The sequence below is a fragment of the Stenotrophomonas sp. TWI169 genome (assembly GCF_039674705.1).
Taxonomy (GTDB): Bacteria; Pseudomonadota; Gammaproteobacteria; order Xanthomonadales; family Xanthomonadaceae; genus Stenotrophomonas; species Stenotrophomonas maltophilia_P.
The window spans coordinates 97036-114373 of record NZ_JBDJOB010000004.1 but is presented as its reverse complement, the minus strand read 5'-3'; the positions used below and the strand labels follow the sequence as shown (position 1 = coordinate 114373).

The 17338-nt window shown below is 67.8% G+C and carries 15 protein-coding genes and 1 tRNA gene; 9 read left to right on the top strand and 7 right to left on the bottom strand.

The features are described from left to right. The first annotated feature begins 37 nt into the window (after positions 1 to 37). Both hrpB and ABE543_RS04690 read left to right on the top strand, forming a co-directional pair. Entirely contained in the window at positions 38 to 2542 is a 2505-nt protein-coding gene (gene hrpB / locus ABE543_RS04695) for an ATP-dependent helicase HrpB (protein WP_346475364.1), read from the top strand. Positions 2543 to 2660: 118 nt separating this feature from the next. Continuing rightward, positions 2661 to 3050 (top strand): hypothetical protein, encoded by a 390-nt coding sequence (locus tag ABE543_RS04690; protein WP_053519564.1) that lies wholly within the window; start codon positions 2661 to 2663, stop codon positions 3048 to 3050. Positions 3051 to 3109: 59 nt separating this feature from the next. On the opposite strand, the gene ABE543_RS04685 is transcribed toward ABE543_RS04690, so the two are convergent. From ABE543_RS04685 to ABE543_RS04675, 3 genes are all read right to left on the bottom strand, one after another. Continuing rightward, entirely contained in the window at positions 3110 to 3649 is a 540-nt protein-coding gene (locus ABE543_RS04685) for a pseudouridine synthase (RefSeq protein ID WP_346475363.1), read from the bottom strand. A gap of 68 nt (positions 3650 to 3717) precedes the next feature. Further along, entirely contained in the window at positions 3718 to 3978 is a 261-nt protein-coding gene (locus ABE543_RS04680) for a hypothetical protein (protein WP_053518127.1), read from the bottom strand. Positions 3979 to 4063: 85 nt separating this feature from the next. After that, positions 4064 to 4921, bottom strand: coding sequence for a class I SAM-dependent methyltransferase (locus tag ABE543_RS04675; protein ID WP_197600232.1), 858 nt, complete (start codon positions 4919 to 4921; stop codon positions 4064 to 4066). A gap of 170 nt (positions 4922 to 5091) precedes the next feature. Here ABE543_RS04675 and ABE543_RS04670 point away from each other — a divergent pair, with 170 nt between their 5' ends. From ABE543_RS04670 to ABE543_RS04655, 4 genes are all read left to right on the top strand, one after another. Beyond that, positions 5092 to 6048 (top strand): aldo/keto reductase, encoded by a 957-nt coding sequence (locus ABE543_RS04670; protein ID WP_262219022.1) that lies wholly within the window; start codon positions 5092 to 5094, stop codon positions 6046 to 6048. 637 nt (positions 6049 to 6685) lie between these two features. Further along, a tRNA-Gln gene (locus ABE543_RS04665) sits at positions 6686 to 6759 on the top strand. Between the two features lie 355 nt (positions 6760 to 7114). After that, positions 7115 to 8239, top strand: a complete 1125-nt coding sequence (locus ABE543_RS04660; protein WP_346475362.1) for a slipin family protein — start codon at positions 7115 to 7117, stop codon at positions 8237 to 8239. Positions 8240 to 8295: 56 nt separating this feature from the next. Beyond that, positions 8296 to 9516, top strand: coding sequence for an RtcB family protein (locus tag ABE543_RS04655; protein ID WP_065181439.1), 1221 nt, complete (start codon positions 8296 to 8298; stop codon positions 9514 to 9516). Between the two features lie 48 nt (positions 9517 to 9564). Here ABE543_RS04655 and ABE543_RS04650 read toward each other — a convergent pair whose 3' ends face one another. Both ABE543_RS04650 and ABE543_RS04645 read right to left on the bottom strand, forming a co-directional pair. Beyond that, positions 9565 to 10467, bottom strand: a complete 903-nt coding sequence (locus tag ABE543_RS04650) for an NAD(P)/FAD-dependent oxidoreductase (RefSeq protein ID WP_065174286.1) — start codon at positions 10465 to 10467, stop codon at positions 9565 to 9567. Next, a complete protein-coding gene (locus tag ABE543_RS04645; RefSeq protein WP_053518119.1) occupies positions 10457 to 10912 on the bottom strand; it encodes an Rrf2 family transcriptional regulator in 456 nt (151 codons plus the stop codon). The genes ABE543_RS04650 and ABE543_RS04645 overlap by 11 nt, the downstream gene beginning before the upstream one ends. A gap of 184 nt (positions 10913 to 11096) precedes the next feature. Here ABE543_RS04645 and ABE543_RS04640 point away from each other — a divergent pair, with 184 nt between their 5' ends. Further along, positions 11097 to 13217: a methyl-accepting chemotaxis protein gene (locus ABE543_RS04640; protein WP_277381196.1), complete on the top strand. Its 2121-nt coding sequence runs from the start codon at positions 11097 to 11099 to the stop codon at positions 13215 to 13217. A gap of 91 nt (positions 13218 to 13308) precedes the next feature. On the opposite strand, the gene ABE543_RS04635 is transcribed toward ABE543_RS04640, so the two are convergent. Then, a complete protein-coding gene (locus ABE543_RS04635; RefSeq protein WP_065181435.1) occupies positions 13309 to 14211 on the bottom strand; it encodes a LysR family transcriptional regulator in 903 nt (300 codons plus the stop codon). 104 nt (positions 14212 to 14315) lie between these two features. On the opposite strand from ABE543_RS04635, the gene ABE543_RS04630 reads away from it, so the two are divergent. Together ABE543_RS04630 and dkgB are read left to right on the top strand one after the other, a co-directional pair. Further along, positions 14316 to 15530: an MFS transporter gene (locus ABE543_RS04630; protein ID WP_053518114.1), complete on the top strand. Its 1215-nt coding sequence runs from the start codon at positions 14316 to 14318 to the stop codon at positions 15528 to 15530. A 128-nt stretch (positions 15531 to 15658) separates the two neighbouring features. Next, complete coding sequence (gene dkgB, locus ABE543_RS04625; protein WP_164150462.1) at positions 15659 to 16468, top strand: 2,5-didehydrogluconate reductase DkgB; 810 nt, start codon at positions 15659 to 15661, stop codon at positions 16466 to 16468. Between the two features lie 115 nt (positions 16469 to 16583). Here the strand turns inward: dkgB and ABE543_RS04620 are convergent, their stop codons facing one another. Further along, positions 16584 to 17285 (bottom strand): alpha/beta hydrolase, encoded by a 702-nt coding sequence (locus tag ABE543_RS04620; RefSeq protein ID WP_053518111.1) that lies wholly within the window; start codon positions 17283 to 17285, stop codon positions 16584 to 16586. Positions 17286 to 17338 lie beyond the last annotated feature (53 nt).

Sequence of the window (17338 nt, the reverse complement as noted above, 5' to 3'; positions counted from 1 at the left end):
TGTACCCGCGCCCAGCGTGGCCCCTTATCCTTTGCGCATGAACGCCCCGCACTTCCCCATTTCTCCGCTGCTGCCGCAGATCCAGCAGCATCTGGCCGCACAGCCACGGCTCGTGCTGGAGGCACCACCGGGCGCCGGCAAGACCACCCAGGTACCGCTGGCGCTGCTCGATGCACCGTGGCTGCAGGGCCGCAGGATCATCCTGCTGGAGCCGCGCCGGGTGGCCGCGCGCAGCGCAGCGATGTTCATGGCAAGGCAGCTCGGCGAGGAGGTCGGCGATACCGTCGGCTACCGCATCCGCTTCGAGAACCGGGTGTCCGCGCGCACCCGCATCGAGGTGGTGACCGAAGGCATCCTGACCCGCATGCTGCAGGACGACCCGTTGCTGGAACAGGTGGGCGCGATCCTGTTCGACGAGTTCCATGAGCGCCACCTCAGCGGCGACCTGGGATTGGCACTGGCGCTGGACGTACAGGCACAGCTGCGCCACGACCTGCGGCTGGTGGTCATGTCGGCGACCCTGGATGGCGAGCGGCTGGCACGCTTCCTCGACGCACCCCGCTTGAGCAGCGAGGGCCGCAGCTACCCCGTGACCGTCAGCCACTTCCCGGCGCGTCGCGAAGAATCGCTGGAACTGCAGGTCCGCCGCGCAGTGCAGCAGGCGCTGGTCGAGCACCCGGGCGACGTGCTGGTGTTCCTGCCTGGCCAGCGGGAGATCGCCCGCGTGCAGGCCGGTCTGCAGGAATCGATCGGCGGCAACACCGAGGTCCTGGCACTGCATGGCGAACTGCCGGTGGAACAGCAGGCGCGCGTGCTGCAACCCGCAGATGAGGGCCGCCGCCGCGTGGTGCTGGCCACCAACGTGGCCGAATCCTCGGTGACCCTGCCCGGCGTGCGCGTGGTGATCGACAGCGGCCTGGCACGCGAGCCCCGCTATGACCCGAACAGCGGCTTCACCCGCCTGGACGTGCTGGCCATTGCGCAGGCCTCGGCCGACCAGCGTGCCGGTCGTGCCGGCCGCGTGGCCGAGGGCGTGGCCTGGCGCCTGTGGCCGCAGTCGCAGCGGCTGGAGCCTCAGCGGCGTGCCGAGATCGACCAGGTCGAACTGGCAGGACTGGCGCTGGAACTGGCGGCGTGGGGCAGCAGCGACCTGCGCTTTCTCGATCCGCCCCCAAGCGGACCGATGGGTGCGGCGCGCGAGCTGCTGCACCGCCTGGGCGCGTTGTCGGAGTCGGGCGCGATCACCGCCTTGGGCCGACGCGTGCTGGCGCTGGGTACCCATCCACGCATGGCCGCGATGCTGCTCGCCGCCCCTGACCCGCACGCACAGGCGCTGGCGGCCGATCTGGCGGCGCTGCTGGAAGCACGCGACCCCCTGCGCCAGGGCGGCGATGCACTGGCGGCACGCTGGCGCGCGCTGGCCGCGTTCCGTGCTGGCCGCGCGCCGGCCGATGCCAGTCGTGGTGGACTGGCTGCCATTGATGCCGCCGCGCGCCAGTGGCGGCGTCGGCTGCGCTGCGATGCCGCGCCCCCTGCCAGCATCGAAGCGCACGCGCTGGGCGATCTGCTGGCGCACGCTTTTCCCGATCGCATCGGCTTCCAGCATCCGGGCGATCCGCTGCGCTACCTGCTCGCCAACGGGCGCAGCGCGCGCCTGCATGAACTGAGCGATCTGCGTGGCGAACCGTGGCTGGTCGCCAGCGAACTGCGTTTCGAGGCCCGCGATGCGCTTCTGCTGCGCGCCGCGCCGGTCGATGAGGACCATCTGCGCAGGATCTACCCGCAGCGCTTCGTCACCACCGACACGGTGCGCTGGGACGGCGAACGGCGTGCGCTGGTCGCACTGCGCGAAACCCGCTTCGATCGCATCGTGCTGGACAGTCGCTCGGCGGGCCGGGTCGACCCGGAACACGCGGCCGGCGCCTTGACCGAGGCTGTTGCCGAGCTCGGCCTGCAGGCACTGCCGTGGACCGAGGCCCTGCGCCAATGGCAGGCACGGATGGAGTCGCTGCGTCGCTGGATGCCCGAGCTGGAGCTGCCCGACTGCAGCGATGCCACGCTGCTCGCCACCCGCGCGCAGTGGCTGCAGCCTGCGTTTGCCGGCAAGAGCCGCCTCGATGCGCTGGACGAAGCCAGCTTCGCAGAAGCGCTGAAGTCGCCCCTGGCATGGTCACAGCGGCAGCTCGTGGAGCGGCATGCGCCAACCCGCATCACTGTGCCCTCCGGGCTGGAGCGGCCCATCACCTATGCACTGGACAGCGAGTCCGGCGAACCGCTGCCACCGGTGCTGGCCGTGAAGCTGCAGGAGTTGTTCGGACTGGCAGACACTCCCCGCATCGCCGATGGGCGCGTGCCACTGACCCTGCACCTGCTGTCACCCGGCGGTCGTCCGCTGCAGGTCACCCAGGACCTGCGCAACTTCTGGGAAAACACCTATGCCGAGGTGAAGAAAGAGATGAAGGGCCGCTATCCCCGCCATCCCTGGCCGGACGACCCGTGGACGGCCACCGCCACCCACCGGGCCAAACCACGGGGAACATAGCAATCCTGCCTGATCCTGAATGGAGCGCGTAGAGTCACGCCGTGTGACTGCCCGACTGACATACCGTTTACGGGCAACGCGCCACACTGGACTTCGACCCGAGGCAAAGGACCCCCGCATGAGCAGACTGACCGTGATTACCGACCGCGCCCTGGAGCGCGCCCTGGACCTGGCCCACACCGCGGGCGACGGCCTGAAGAGTGCCGGCGGCAGCCTGCGCCATCTGGGTCCGCAGGCCAGCGACTGGATCAAGACGGGAGCCGCACTGGGCGCAGTGAAGACCGGTGGCAAGGTTGCCACCAAGTTCGCCCGCCGCAATCCGGCAGTGACCATCGCCGCCGCGGCAGTGGGTGTGGGTCTGCTCGGCTATGCCCTGTATCGCAAGCAGCAGAAGAAGAAGGCGGCCAATGGTCACGTCGTCGATGGCCAGGCGCAGCGCATCAGTGCCCGCGACCGCCGCAACGACACCGTGGTCGACGAGCACAGCGATATCGGCAGCGACGCCTGAGGCAGGCGGCTGCATCCGGGCCGGAGATCTCCTGTGGGTGATCTCCGGCCCGTTTCGTTTCAGCCGATCTGCCGCCACTGTCCGGGGCGCAGATCATCCAGCCGGTAAGGACCCATTGCCACCCGCACCAGGCGCAGGGTGGGCAGGTTCACGGCGGCGGTCATCCGCCGTACCTGGCGGTTGCGCCCTTCGCGGATCGTAATCGCCAGCCAGGTATCGGCAACGGTCTTGCGGAAGCGCACGGGCGGATCGCGCGTCCACAGCTCCGGCGCGGGATCGAGCCGTTCGACCTTCGCCGGCAGGGTCGGCCCGTCATTGAGGATCACGCCGCTGCGCAGGCGCTGCAGCTGGTCCTCGCCAGGCGTGCCTTCCACCTGCACCCAGTAGGTCTTGTCGGCCTTGTGCTTCGGGTCGGTCAACCTGTGCGCCAAGGGGCCGTTGTCGGTCAGCAGCAGCAGGCCTTCGCTGTCATGATCCAGCCGGCCGGCTGCATAGACACGCGGCGGCAGGCCGAACCCCGCCAGGGTCGGGCGCGGCGGGACGCTGCGATCGGTGAACTGGCACAGCACATTGAACGGCTTGTTGAAGACAATCAGCATCGCAGGCACGGCAGGCGGTGGATGCGGCATTGTCCCATCCCGGCGCTGCCATCGCGATCACGGGCGCCTCAGCCGAAGACCTTCCACTTCAGCAGGAACGAAACAAGCACCAGCGCAATGCCACAGGCCGATGCGGTCGCCGCCCGCCGCCGCTGGGACGCCAATGGCGGGCTCGCACGGCGCGCGCGTTCATCCTGCAGGATGCCGATCAACAGCACCGCGAACCCCACCGCGCCCAGCAGGTCATAGGTATTGCCGCCATGGAAGGCGAAGTCGAACAGGCGTACCAGCACCAGTACTGCGATCACGATGTACAGGATCTTCTTCAACCGCTCACTCCTTTGACTGTCGCGCCGGGCCAGGCCCGGCGGATACACGTGTGTCCATTGCCGCTTGCGGCTGCGAGGCTTCGACTCAGGGCTTGATGAAGCGCAGGGTCATGCGATCGCTTTCGCCGATGGCCTGGTACTTCGCGGCGTCGGCCTTGTCATGCTGGTTGGTCGGCGGCAGGGTCCACACGCCGTTGGGATGATCCTTGGTGTCGCGCGGGTTGGCATTGATCTCGCTGCGCGCATCCAACCTGAAGCCGGCGGCCTCGGCCAAGGCGATCACCTGCTGCTGGCCGACATAACCAGTGTCATCATCGTCGGCCACATCGGCCTTGGCGCGGTGCTCCACCACGCCCAGCACGCCGCCCGGCTTGAGCACGTTGAAGAAGCCCTGGAACATGCCCTGCGCCTGGCCGGCCTTGCGCCAGTTGTGCACGTTGCGGAAGGTCAGCACCACATCGGCCGAGTTGGCCGGTCCGAACACCGGCTTGGCCGGATCGTAGGCGACCACGACTGCTTTGCCGAACTGTGCCGGCGCACCGGCGAACTTCTTTTCCAGGCCATCGCGGCTGCGCTGCTGGTAGTCGCGGCCACGACCTTCTGCCACCGCCATCGGGTCGACCACGGCTGCCACGTACCGGCCCTTGTCATGCAGCAGCGGCGCGAGGATTTCCGAATACCAACCGTTGCCCGGAGTGATTTCGATGACGGTCTTCTCCGGTGCCACCGAGAAGAAGGCCAGCGACTGTGCCGGATGACGGTAGCCATCACGCTTGACGTTGGCCGGATCACGGGTCGACGCCTTCACCGCAGCGTCGATGGCGGGCGATACCTGGATCTGCGCCGGCGCCACCAAGGTCGGCGCAGCGTACGCGGGCACGGCAGCAAGCAGGGCGGAAGCAAGCAACAGGCGGCAACCACGCAGGGACGAAGCAGGCATCATCGGGGCGACTCCAGCGGAATGATGCGGCGAGACTAGCAGTCACCGCGTGCCAGGTGTTCACAAATCGTTAGCCGCGCGCCCGTCGCGGAACACTGTTTTGTGGTCAGCGCCGCAGCGCGGTAACACAACGCGTTCTATTCTGGAGCACTTCCCCCAAGGAGACCGTGCCCATGACGGCAACCCGTGAACTGGGCCGTTCCGGCCTGCATGTACGTCCGCTCGCCTTCGGAGGCAACGTGTTCGGCTGGAGCGCCGACGAGAAGGCCAGCTTCGCCCTGCTCGATGCCTTCGTCGACGCCGGCTTCAACCTGGTCGACACCGCCGACGTGTACTCGGCCTGGGTGCCCGGCAATGCAGGCGGCGAATCGGAGACGCTGATCGGCAGGTGGTTCGCCCGCAGCGGCAAGCGCGAGAAGGTGGTGCTGGCGACCAAGGTCGGCAAATGGGCCGAACGCCCAGGGCTGACCCCGGACAACATCAATGCGGCGGTGGAAGACTCGCTGCGTCGCCTGCAGACCGATGTGATCGATCTGTACCAGGCCCACGAGGATGATGAGTCGACACCGCTGGAAGCCACGCTGGCCGCGTTCGGTCGCCTGATCGAAGCCGGCAAGGTGCGCGCCATCGGTGCCTCCAACTACAGCGCCACCCGCCTGGCCGATGCGCTGAAGGTATCCACCGATTACAAGCTGCCGCGTTACGAAACCCTGCAGCCGGAGTACAACCTCTACGACCGCGCCGGCTACGAGACCGCGCTGGAACCGCTGGTGCAGCGCGAGCAGATCGGCGTGATCGGCTATTACGCACTGGCCAGCGGCTTCCTGAGCGGCAAGTACCGCACGGCAGCCGATGCGGGCAAAAGCCCGGCGCGGGGCGAGAACGTGGTGAAGCGTTATCTCAACCCGCGCGGCCTGCGCATCCTGGAAGCGCTGGATGACGTGGCCAGCAAGCACACTGCCAGCCCGGCACAGATCGCACTGGCATGGCAGATCGCACGGCCGTCGATCACCGCGCCGATCGTCAGCGCCACCAGCGCCGAACAGCTGCACGACCTGCTGGCCGCGGCGAATGTATCGCTGAGCGTGCAGGATGTCGCGCAGCTGGACGCGGCAAGCGCGGAAGGCTGAGATTGGCCGGGGGCGGTCGCCGGCATCGGGCGGAAGAAAATAATTCAACAAAATGGTTGCGCACGACTAAATCGTGGTTTATCGTGCGCACCTCGTTTCAACACCCGCCTGGATGTTTCCCTTGAACGCGCATTTCTCCGCCATCGCCACACTGCTGCCATGCCTGCGCATGGATGTGCTGGCGCGCGCGTCCGGCAAGGAAGCACTGCCCACAACGGCCTGATACCCGCCCTGCGGAGATCGGCCACCCCGATCTCCGAGGCTTGACGACGCCCTCGGAACGCATGTCCCGGGGGCGTTTTCGTTTGCGTCGGCACAAGGACCCGCGATGCCAGAACTGCACCCCGCGCGGCATTCCGCCGCACACTGATCGGCCATTACCTGCACGCCGGAGTTTATCTTCGCGCGGGCGGCCGTGCCCGGACATTATCTGCATCGCCTCACAACATTATCGCCCGCCGATAATGTCGATGGCCTGCACCCTCGATTTTCCAACGGTCCCGCTTCAATGGCGGGCTGGTGCGCGCGGCGCTGCCGTAGCGTATGCCGGAGGTCGCGGACATGCCCTCGCCTGGATCGCCTGCTGGTCGCAGGCGCCGGTTCGCCGGCACGCGGTTCGATTCCGCGCGGTTCCCAACTGGATAGCTCAGCCTGGTCAGAGCAACGGATCCTGAGTCCGTCTGTCGTGGGTTCAATTCCCACTCCAAACCACATGACCTGTCACGTCATGACTTGAAGCAACACCCGGGACGCACGTCCCAGCGGCCATCGTCGCCATCCACGGACATCGCCTTCGGGCGGAGAAGTGGAAGCAACGGACCGCACGCCGGGCCCCGGTCCGCCGTCACTGCCCGCCCTGGTCCACCCCGGTGCTGCCTGCCGGCGGCGCCCATGGCGGTACTGCCGGCGCACCGAAGGCTCCGCGCGCGGACCGTCCACCGGTGGCCGCCCTCTTCCGCGGCCTGCACGGGTGTGCAGGCCGCCTCGCCACGACCTGATCGGCCCGGGTCACGGCGACGGATTTCCATCGGGTCGAACCACCAGAGCCATACAAGGAGAGACTCCCATGTTCTGGACCATCAAGGTCGTGATCGGCGACGGCGAGCGCGGCCTGGTGTATCGCAACCGTCGTTTCCAGCAGGTGCTGCTGCCGGGCGTGCACCGCCTGTCGCGGTTCGGCGGCTCGCCGCAGGTGACCGTGCACAACGCATCGAAGGGCAGCGCCTACAACGGCAGCGACCAGGACAGCCTGATCGACGCGCTGGGAGCACAGCTGCACGAACACTTCGTGCTGGCCGATATCGGCGCTGCACAGGTGGGTCTGCTGCTGCGCAATGGCCGTATCGACGATGTCCTGCCGCCTGGCAGCCGCCATCTTTACTGGCGGGGTTCGGTCGACACCGAGGTGCGCGTGATGGCCCTGGGTGACGAACCGCGCGTGCCGGCCGACGTGCAGCAGCACCTGGGCCAGCTGGGCGTACTGCCGCGCGTGGCGGTGATCAGCACCGTGCCGAGCGAATCGGTCGGCCTGCTGTTCGTCGACGGTACGCTGCGACAGACCCTGGATGCCGGACTGCACGCGTTCTGGAATTTCAACGGCAACGTGTCGGTGGAGCGCGTCGAACTGCGCGCGCGTTCGCTCGACGTGTCCGGCCAGGAGCTGCTCAGCCGCGACAAGGTGACCCTGCGGGTGAACCTGGCCGCGACCGTGCAGGTGGTCGACCCGGTGCGTGCACACCGCACGCTCAGCAACGCCGACGAGTTCATCTACCGGCAGCTGCAGTTCGGCCTGCGCCAGGCGATCGCCACGCGCAGCCTGGATGAGCTGCTGGGCGAGAAGGTGGCGCTGGACGGTGAGATCGCCGCGCACGTGCGGGCCGCGATCGAGGGCCACGGTGTGCAGCTGCTGGGTGTCGGCATCAAGGACGTGATCCTGCCGGGCGAGATGAAGGAGATCCTCAACGGCGTGGTGCTGGCCGAGAAGCAGGCACAGGCCAGCGTGATCCGCCGCCGCGAGGAGGCCAACGCCACCCGCTCGCAGCTCAATACCGCCAGGCTGATCGAGGACAACCCGGTGCTGATGCGGTTGAAGGAGCTGGAGGCGCTGGAGAAGGTCACCGAGAAGATCGACAAGCTCACCGTGTTCGGCGGCCTGGATGGCGTGCTGAAGCAGCTGGTGACGATGAAGTAGGGGGCTGGGGCGGCGCAGGGACGCGCCGCCGGCCCATCATGGAGATGGATTGCAACATGGATACACAACACACCTATCAATGGCTGCATGCCGAGGGCACCACGCCGATCAAGGGCTGGGTGAACGGCGTGCCGCTGGAAGCGCAGGCCCATGAGCAGCTGCGCAACATCGCCGCCATTCCATTCGTCGGGCCCTGGGTGGCCGTGATGCCGGACGTGCACCTGGGAAAGGGCGCGACCGTCGGCTCGGTGATCCCGACCCGCGGGGCGATCATTCCGGCGGCGGTGGGCGTGGACATCGGCTGCGGCATGGCCGCGGTGCGCACGACGCTGCAGGCCAACGACCTGCCCGATGACCTGCGGCAGCTGCGCAACAGCATCGAGCGCAGCATCCCGGTCGGCAACGGTCGCGGTGGCGAGCATCAGCGCATGCCCGACAGCATCCACACGCGGCTGGTGCAGTCCGGCCTGGCCGCTGGCCTGGAGAAGATCAAGGACAGGCATCGCCGGATCCGCACCGACAAGCTCGATCGCCAGCTGGGCACGCTGGGAGGTGGCAACCACTTCATCGAGCTGTGCCTGGATGAAACGGATGCCGTGTGGGTAATGCTGCACAGCGGCTCGCGTGGCACCGGGAACCTGATCGGCACGTACTTCATCGAGCAGGCGCGTCGCGAGCTGGAGCGCCGCGTGCTCGGTTTCCATCTGCCTGACAAGGACCTGGCCTTCTTCATGGAAGGCGAGCCGCTGTTCGACGACTACGTGGAAGCGGTGTCCTGGGCGCAGGACTACGCGCGGCACAATCGCGAGGCGATGATGGCGCGCGTGCTGGCCGAGATGCGGCATCGGCTGCCGCCGTTCCGGCTGGCGGCGATGGCCGTCAACTGCCACCACAACTACGTGCAGAAGGAAACGCACGCCGGGCAGGAACTGCTGGTCACCCGCAAGGGTGCGGTCAGTGCACGCCAGGGCGAGCTGGGCATCATCCCCGGCAGCATGGGCACGCGCAGCTACATCGTGCGTGGCAAGGGCAATGCAGACAGTTTCCACAGCTGCAGCCACGGCGCAGGCCGGGTGATGAGCCGCGGCACGGCACGCGAGCGGATCACCCTGGCCCAGCACCGCGAGGCGACCGCGCATGTGGAATGCCGCAAGGACAGCGGCGTGCTGGATGAATCGCCGGCGGCGTACAAGTCGATCGACGATGTGATGGCCGCCCAGCTCGACCTGGTGGACGTGGTCCACACACTGCGCCAGGTGCTGTGCGTCAAAGGCTGATGGGGCGGGCCGGATGTCGTTCAAGAGAGCGGAATCCGGCCCTTTCCGTCACCCGATGCTGTCTTCGCTGACCAGCGCGTGATGCACGCCGATCCCGGCACGCACCCCTTCGGCGGCGGCCAGGGTGATATTGCCGACCGTGGTCGCGTCGCCTGCGGCGTACACGTTCGGCACCGAGGTCTGCTTCATCGCGTCCACCTCGATCAGCACGCCCAGCGGGCTTTCGACCAGCGCGCAGCCCAGCTGCTGCACCAGCGGCGTGGCCATCGCCTGGGTGGCTGGAACGAACAGCGCGCGCTGGGCGATGCGACGGCCATCGGCCAGTTCCACTTCCAGCCAGGTCGGCTGGTCGCCCTGCACGGCAATCACCGGCGAGATCTCGATCTGCACGCCACGCTGCTGCATGGCCACGCGTTCCTCCTCACTGATCTCCCCCGCCTGGCTGAAGAAGGTGACATTGCCCCAGTCGGCGAACAGCGGTGCCTTGCCGGCCGACATCGGATGGCCGCCGAGCACGCCGATCGCTCCGCCGCCGACTTCGTAGCCATGGCAGTAGGGACAATGCAGCACGGTGCTGCCCCAGCGCTCGGCCAGGCCGGGCAGGTCCGGCAGCTGGTCACTGATGCCACTGGCCAGCAGCAGCTTGCGTGCGGCCAGCACCTGGCCATCCGCGGTGCGGACCTCGACACCGTCGGGGCTGGCGGTGGCGTGCGCGGCCTCGGCATGGATCCAGCGCACGCTGGGATAGTCCAGCAGCTGCTGGCGCGCCGTCTTCAACAGCTCGGCACCACTGATGCCGTCCAGGCCGAGGACGCCATGCGAATGGCTGGCCGCACGGTTGCGGGGCAGGCCGGCGTCGATGACGGTAACCGCGCGGCGTGCGCGGGCCAGGATCAGGCCCGCGGCGATGCCGGCGTAACTGCCGCCGACGATGATCACTTCAGGATTCATGGTGTCCTTCCAGGGAGCGGTGATGGGCGAGGTGGCGCGCGAACTCCGCGCCGAGCTGGTCGAGCGTGGTGGACTGCAGGCGGTGTTCCAGCAATCGCTGCGCTTCGCGGGCACCATCGAGCAGCGCCGAATCGACCAGTTGCTGGATCGGGCAGCCACGACCTGCGCCGCGTGTGCCGATCTGCACCAGCGGCGGTGCGCCGACCGCCAGGTAGATGTCGTGCAGGGTGATGCGGGTGGCATCGCGCGCCAGCTGGCTGCCACCGCCGTGCCCGCGTGTGCTGCGCACCAGCCCGGCCTTGTGCATCTGCGCCAGCAGCCGGCGGATCACCACCGGATGGGTCGGCAGGCACATGGCCAGCTGTTCGGAGGTGCGCGGCCCCTGCTGGCCCACCAGATGGGCCATCACGTGCAGCGCGTCGGAAAGCGGGTTCGAGGATTTCATGTAACAAAAATAGTTACATTTATATCCCCTGTCGAGCGTCCTGTTTCGTTCCATATGGACACATCTGTCCTGTGAAACATTTCCTTCACCTCGTTGAACGAAACGATAATGTGATCCTTATCGCACTTCAGAGCACGCGAGATCAGGTCGATACCGCATCGCCCCCCTTCCGAGATCTCGCCCCATGAATGCCTCTCCCCATGCGCCGCGACTGCAGACGAAGCTGCTCGGCGCCGTATCCCTTGGCCTCGCCGTCATCCTGCTGTGTGCCTTGGCCGGCCTGGCGTCGGCCTGGCTGAAGCTGTCTGCCGAGGTGCCTGCCGAAGTCGCCCATGGCCGCGATGCCGAACGCCTGCAGCGCGAGTTCCGTGGCCAGGTGCAGGAATGGAAGAACGTGCTGCTGCGGGGCCACGATCCGGTCCTGCGCCAGCGTCATCTGGATGCATTCGACAGCGAAGGCAGAATCGTCGATGGACTGGCACGCGGGCTGGCCAGCAGCCCCGATTCGCGTACGCGCGAGCTCGCCCTCGCCTTCGCTGGCCTGCACGCGCAGCTGCAGAAGGACTATCACGCTGCCCTGCAGGCGTTTGCTGCTGCCGGCTACGATGCCACTGCCGGCGATACCCTGGTGCGGGGCAAGGACCGCGCGGTGGCCGCATCGCTGGACGCGCTGAGCACGCAGGCCACCCGGGTGGCCGAGGCCGCGGTGGCCACGCGCGCGCAGCAGGCAAGGCAGATGCTGCTGCTGTGCGCGGTGCTGACCGTGGTCGCCGCTGCGCTGCTGCTGATGGGCCTGGCCTGGTGGCTGCGCCGCGCGGTGGTGCAACCGGTGCTGGCGGTGGAGGCGGCTGCGCGCGCCGTGGCCGCTGGCGACCTGCAGCACGTCGTGCAGGTTCGCAGCCGCGATGAAGTGGGCCGGCTGGCGCAGGCCATGCAGGCCGTGCAGGCCACGGTGGGCGGCGTGCTCGAGGCGCAGGCGGCAATGGCGAAGGCGCATGACGCCGGCTCGATCAGCTATCGCATGGATGCCAGCGCCTTCCCTGGCGCATTCGGAACCATGGTGGCCGACAGCAACGCGCTGGTCGACGCGCACATCCGGGTGAAGATGCGCGCGATCACGATCATGGGCCGCTATGCGGTGGGCGATCTCAGCGAGGACATGGAGCGCCTGCCAGGCGAGAAGGCCGTCATCACCGAAGCGCTGGATACTGCCAAGGCCAACCTTGGCACCATCAACGGCGAGATCCGCCGCCTTGCCGCCGCCGCTGCGGCCGGCGATTTCAGCCAGCGCGGTGACAGCGCGCGCTTCGAGCATGACTTCCGCGCGATGGTGGAGGGCCTGAACCAGCTCATGCAGACCACCGAGCAGAATCTCGGCGAGGTCTCAACGATGCTGCGCGCGATTGCCGATGGCCGGCTTGGCGCGCGCATGCACGGCAGCTTCCAGGGCGTGTTCGCCCGCATCGCTGGCGATGCCAACACGACTGCGGCGCAGCTGGCCACCATCGTCACCGACATCAAGCACACTTCGGGCAGCATCCATGCCGCGGCCGCCGAGATCGCCGCCGGCAACAACGACCTGTCGCGCCGCACCGAGCAGCAGGCTGCCAACCTGGAGGAGACGGCAGCATCGATGGAGGAACTGACCTCCACCGTGCGCCAGAACGCCGAGCACGCACGCCAGGCCAACCAGCTTGCGATCGGCGCGCACGAGGTTGCCTCGCAGGGGGGCGAGGTGGTCACGCAGGTGGTGGCGACGATGGGGGCGATCGAAGCTTCTTCGCGGCAGATCGCCGACATCATCAGCGTGATCGATGGCATCGCCTTCCAGACCAATATCCTGGCGTTGAACGCAGCGGTGGAGGCTGCGCGTGCCGGTGAGCAGGGCCGGGGCTTCGCCGTGGTGGCCAGTGAGGTGCGTACGCTGGCGCAGCGTTCAGCCAATGCGGCCAAGGAGATCAAGACGCTGATCGATACCTCGGTGGACCAGGTGGCCGATGGCGCACAACGCGTGCGCCAGGCGGGCATGACCATGGCCGAGATCGTCGCCTCGGTGCAGCGCGTGACCGACATCATGGCCGAGATCTCCGCCGCGTCGCAGGAACAGAGTGCAGGCATCGAACAGGTCAACCAGACCGTGGTGCAGATGGACGGCGCGACCCAGCAGAATGCCGCGCTGGTGGAAGAGGCCAGCGCCGCCGCGCGCAGCCTGGAGCAGCAGGCGGACCGGTTGATGGACGCGGTGGATGTGTTCGATCTGTCGCCCCCCGCGGCGAGCGGCGATGCGCTGGCGCGCGCGGCCTGAAGGACTGCATGGACCCTGTGCAGCCGAGCATGGGTCCGGCTCTGCGGAACGCGCAGGTAACGCCGGGCCATGCCCGGCGAGCGTGGCATGCCTAGCGCAGGTAATCCGACTGCACCATCGCGTCACCGAGATGGTCCAGGAACGAGCTGATTCGCGCCGAGACCGCCGTGTTGCGGTAGTACACGGCGTGGATCGGCTGGTAGACATCCAGCGTCTGTGCAGCCAGTACCGGCACCAGCGTGCCGGCAGCACGGTCGCGTTCGGTGACGAAGTCCGACAGGCAGGTGATGCCCACCCCTTCCACCGCCAACCGGCGCAGGGTCTCGCCGCTGGATACGGCGATGTCCGGCCGTACCAGCAGCTGGCCGTCGGCGTCGCCCGGCACGGGCCAGCGGTTCAGCGATTCGGGTTCATTGAATCCCAGCAGCGTGTGCTGACCCAGCGCCGCCACGCTGGCCGGTTCACCGTGCTCGGCCAGGTAGCCCGGGCTGGCCAGCAGCTGCAGCCGGCAGCGGCCCAGCGAGCGCGCGTGCAGCGTTGAGTCGGCCAGTGGGCCGATGCGGATGGCCACGTCGGTGCGTCGTTCCAGCAGGTCGATGTAGCGTTCGGAACTGTTCAACTCCAGCTGCACCTCCGGGTATCGCGCGCGGTAGTCCGCCACCAGGGGGACGATCACGTGCAGCACGAACGGCATGGCCGCATCCACCCGCAGGCGTCCAGCCGGGCGCTCGCGGCGCGCCGCCATCTGCTCTTCTGCCGACTCCACCGCGTCGATGATCGCCCGTGCATGGCGCAGGTAGGCCTCGCCTTCGGCGGTCAGGTGCAGCCGGCGCGTGGTACGGGTCAGCAGGGTGGTGCCCAGCTTGTCCTCCAGCCGCCCCAGCGCCCGGCTCACCCCGGAAGGGGTCTGACCCAGCTGCTCGGCGGCGGCACTGATCGAACCGCTGTCGATCACGGCCAGAAAGGCCTGCATTTCATCGAGGGTGGTCTTCATGGCGCCATTATTGACCACCAGGCAAGAGTGATTGGCGTGAAGACCGGTTTTTCGGCAAAGGTGGGCCGCGCACACTGCGCGCCTTCCTTCCTCCGGAGCCCGCCATGATCCGCGGCATTCCTCTCGCCCTGCTGGCGCTGACCCTGGGCGCCTTCGCCATCGGCACCACCGAATTCGTCATCGTCGGCCTGATTCCGACCATCGCCGCCGACCTGCAGGTCAGCCTGCCTTCGGCCGGCCTGCTGGTCTCGCTGTACGCCCTGGGCGTAGCCATCGGCGCGCCGGTGCTGACCGCGCTGACCGGCCGCGTGCCGCGCAAGACCCTGCTGGTGGCACTGATGGCGCTGTTCACGCTGGGCAACGTCATCGCCTGGATGGCACCGGGCTACGCCTCGCTGATTGTCGCCCGCATCCTGACCGGCCTCGCCCATGGCGTGTTCTTCTCGATCGGCTCGATCATCGCCACGGCGGTGGTGCCGAAAGAAAAGGCCGCCAGCGCGATCGCGATCATGTTCACCGGGCTGACCGTCGCACTGGTGACCGGCGTGCCGCTGGGCACCTTCATCGGCCAGCACCTGGGCTGGCGCGCGACCTTCCTGGCCGTGGCCGGCCTGGGTGTGATCGCCCTGGTCGGCGCGGCGCTGTTCGTGCCGCGCACTGTGCCGCAGAGCGCGCCCGCCCGCTTCCGCCAGCAGCTGGCCGTGCTGGCCCAGCCGCGCCTGCTGCTGGTCTACGCGATGACGGCACTGGGCTACGGCGGCACGTTCCTGGCCTTCACCTACCTGGCGCCCATCCTGCAGGACGTCACCGGCTTCTCGGCCAACGCGGTCAGCCTGGTACTGCTGGTGTATGGCGTGTCGGTGGCGATCGGCAATCTGTGGGGCGGCCGCATGGCCGACCGCATGGGTCCGGTTCCGGCGCTCAGGCGCATCTTCGCCCTGCTGGCCATGGTCCTGTTGGCGCTCACCTTCACCGCCTACAACACGGTGTTGATGTTGCTGACGGTGCTGGCCCTGGGTGCGGTGGCCTTCGGCAACGTGCCCGGACTGCAGGTCTATGTGGTCAAGCAGGCGCAGCGCTATGCGCCGCAGGCCACCGACGTGGCATCCGGACTGAACATCGCTGCATTCAACATCGGCATCGCCCTGGGCGCATCGCTGGGCGGCCTGGTGGTGGAGAACGTCGGCCTGATGCATACGCCGTGGCTGGGCGCGCTGGTGGTGGTGGGTGCCTATGCATTGACCGTGCTCAGCGGCCGCCTGGACCGTCGGGACGGCATCGACGACCGCGCCGAGGGCACCGCGATCACCGCACACTGATACGACGCCGCTCACTACCGACGCATCTCCACGCCTGCGCAATGCACCGTTGCCGGCATGCATGCAGGCCCTGCCCTACCCTTGTGCGGATCTACCGCGCCCTTCCCCCCATTAGCTGGAGTTCCCCCATGACTGTCCCCGCTTTCGGTCTCGGCACCTTCCGCCTGAAAGGCCAGACTGTGATCGACTCGGTACGCAACGCACTGGACGTCGGTTACCGCGCCATCGATACCGCGCAGATCTACGACAACGAGGCCGAGGTCGGCGAGGCCATCGCCGAATCCGGCGTGCCGCGTGACGAGATCTACCTGACCACCAAGGTCTGGATCACCGAGTTCAAGCGCGATGCGCTGCTGGCCAGCCTGCACGACAGCCTGAAGAAGCTGCGCACCGACCATGTCGACCTGGCGCTGATCCACTGGCCCTCACCGAACGACAAGGTCGACGTGCCGATGGAGGAGTACCTGCCGGCGCTGGCCGAAGCCAGGGCGCAGGGCCTCACCAGGGAGATCGGCATCTCCAACTTCACCATCGCGCAGACGCGCAAGGCAATCGGCATCCTCGGCGCCGACGCCATCGCCACCAATCAGGTCGAGATCCATCCCTACCTGCAGAATCGCCTGCTGGTGAAGTTCCTGCAGGAAAACGGCATCCCTGTCACCGCCTACATGAGCCTGGCCTATGGCGAAGTCATCAAGGACCCGGTGATCCAGGCCATCGCCGGCCGCCACCAGGCCACGCCGGCACAGATCGCACTGGCATGGGCACTGCAGCAGGGCTTTGCGGTGATTCCGTCCTCGACCCGGCGCGAGAACCTGGCCTCCAATCTGGAAGCGGCGGCCATCCGTTTGACCGAGGAGGACATGGCACAGATTGCCAGGCTCGACCGCGGGCATCGGCTGGCCAATCCGGAAGGCATCGCGCCGGCCTGGGACTGAGCCGAAGCCGCCGGGCACGGCCCGGCGCTACCGGACGATGGCGATGGGGCCGCCGGGCGCGCTCCGGCGCTACCGGATCGCCACAGGTAGCGCCGGGCCATGCCCGGCGGGCCCTTCAGTCCTGCAGCAGCCACCCGCGCATCGCCGCACTGACCTCATCCGGCTTCTCCATCGGCGCCAGGTGCCCGCAGTCGGGCACCACCACCAGCTGCGAGTGCGGTACCAGCGCGTGCATCTCCTCGCTCACCGCCAATGGCGTGATGCGGTCGTTGGCACCGCACACGATCAGCAGCGGATCGCGATATCCGGCCAGCACATCGTGGCCGTCACGACGTTCCAGCGCGCTCTGTCGCAGGAACACCTCCGCGCCAAGACGCGCCGTCATGTCGCGCACGCGCTGCACCAGTACATAGTCGTCCAGCCGCGAGGCATCGATGTAGCTGCGCATCAGGGCGTCACCGAATCCATGAAACTTCCCGGGCAGGCGCACGCTGGCGCGCTGGCTGCGACGCTGCTCGGCGCGCTCCGGCGAATCGGCGTGGATCGAGGTGTCGATCAGCGCCAGCCGCAGCACCCGCTCCGGTGCGACGCGCAGGATCTGCTGGGCAACGAAGCCTCCCAGCGAGAACCCGGCCAGCGCGAAGCGCGCAGGTGCCTGCGCCAGCACATCCTCGGCCACCGCCTGCAGGGTCGCGCCGCGGGTCTGGTCGCCCACGCTGCACTCGGCGATATCGGCCAGGTCGGCCAGCTGCGCGCGCCACAGCTCGGCATCGTTGAGCAGGCCGGGGAGCAGCAGCAAGGGGATGCGGTCAGTCATGGCCCGTATTGTCGCAACCGCACGGACGGTATGCCACGATCACTTCGGCGTTA

Bases quoted from the DNA above. Each gene is read 5' to 3' on its own strand.
- ABE543_RS04660 (WP_346475362.1), top strand. From the start codon at position 7,115: ATGTTCTGGACCATCAAGGTCGTGATCGGCGACGGCGAGCGCGGCCTG.
- hrpB (WP_346475364.1), top strand. From the start codon at position 38: ATGAACGCCCCGCACTTCCCCATTTCTCCGCTGCTGCCGCAGATCCAG.
- ABE543_RS04645 (WP_053518119.1), bottom strand. From the start codon at position 10,912: ATGAAATCCTCGAACCCGCTTTCCGACGCGCTGCACGTGATGGCCCAT.
- ABE543_RS04650 (WP_065174286.1), bottom strand. From the start codon at position 10,467: ATGAATCCTGAAGTGATCATCGTCGGCGGCAGTTACGCCGGCATCGCC.
- ABE543_RS04670 (WP_262219022.1), top strand. From the start codon at position 5,092: ATGACGGCAACCCGTGAACTGGGCCGTTCCGGCCTGCATGTACGTCCG.
- ABE543_RS04690 (WP_053519564.1), top strand. From the start codon at position 2,661: ATGAGCAGACTGACCGTGATTACCGACCGCGCCCTGGAGCGCGCCCTG.
- dkgB (WP_164150462.1), top strand. From the start codon at position 15,659: ATGACTGTCCCCGCTTTCGGTCTCGGCACCTTCCGCCTGAAAGGCCAG.
- ABE543_RS04655 (WP_065181439.1), top strand. From the start codon at position 8,296: ATGGATACACAACACACCTATCAATGGCTGCATGCCGAGGGCACCACG.
- ABE543_RS04635 (WP_065181435.1), bottom strand. From the start codon at position 14,211: ATGAAGACCACCCTCGATGAAATGCAGGCCTTTCTGGCCGTGATCGAC.
- ABE543_RS04640 (WP_277381196.1), top strand. From the start codon at position 11,097: ATGAATGCCTCTCCCCATGCGCCGCGACTGCAGACGAAGCTGCTCGGC.
- ABE543_RS04675 (WP_197600232.1), bottom strand. From the start codon at position 4,921: ATGATGCCTGCTTCGTCCCTGCGTGGTTGCCGCCTGTTGCTTGCTTCC.
- ABE543_RS04620 (WP_053518111.1), bottom strand. From the start codon at position 17,285: ATGACTGACCGCATCCCCTTGCTGCTGCTCCCCGGCCTGCTCAACGAT.
- ABE543_RS04630 (WP_053518114.1), top strand. From the start codon at position 14,316: ATGATCCGCGGCATTCCTCTCGCCCTGCTGGCGCTGACCCTGGGCGCC.
- ABE543_RS04685 (WP_346475363.1), bottom strand. From the start codon at position 3,649: ATGCTGATTGTCTTCAACAAGCCGTTCAATGTGCTGTGCCAGTTCACC.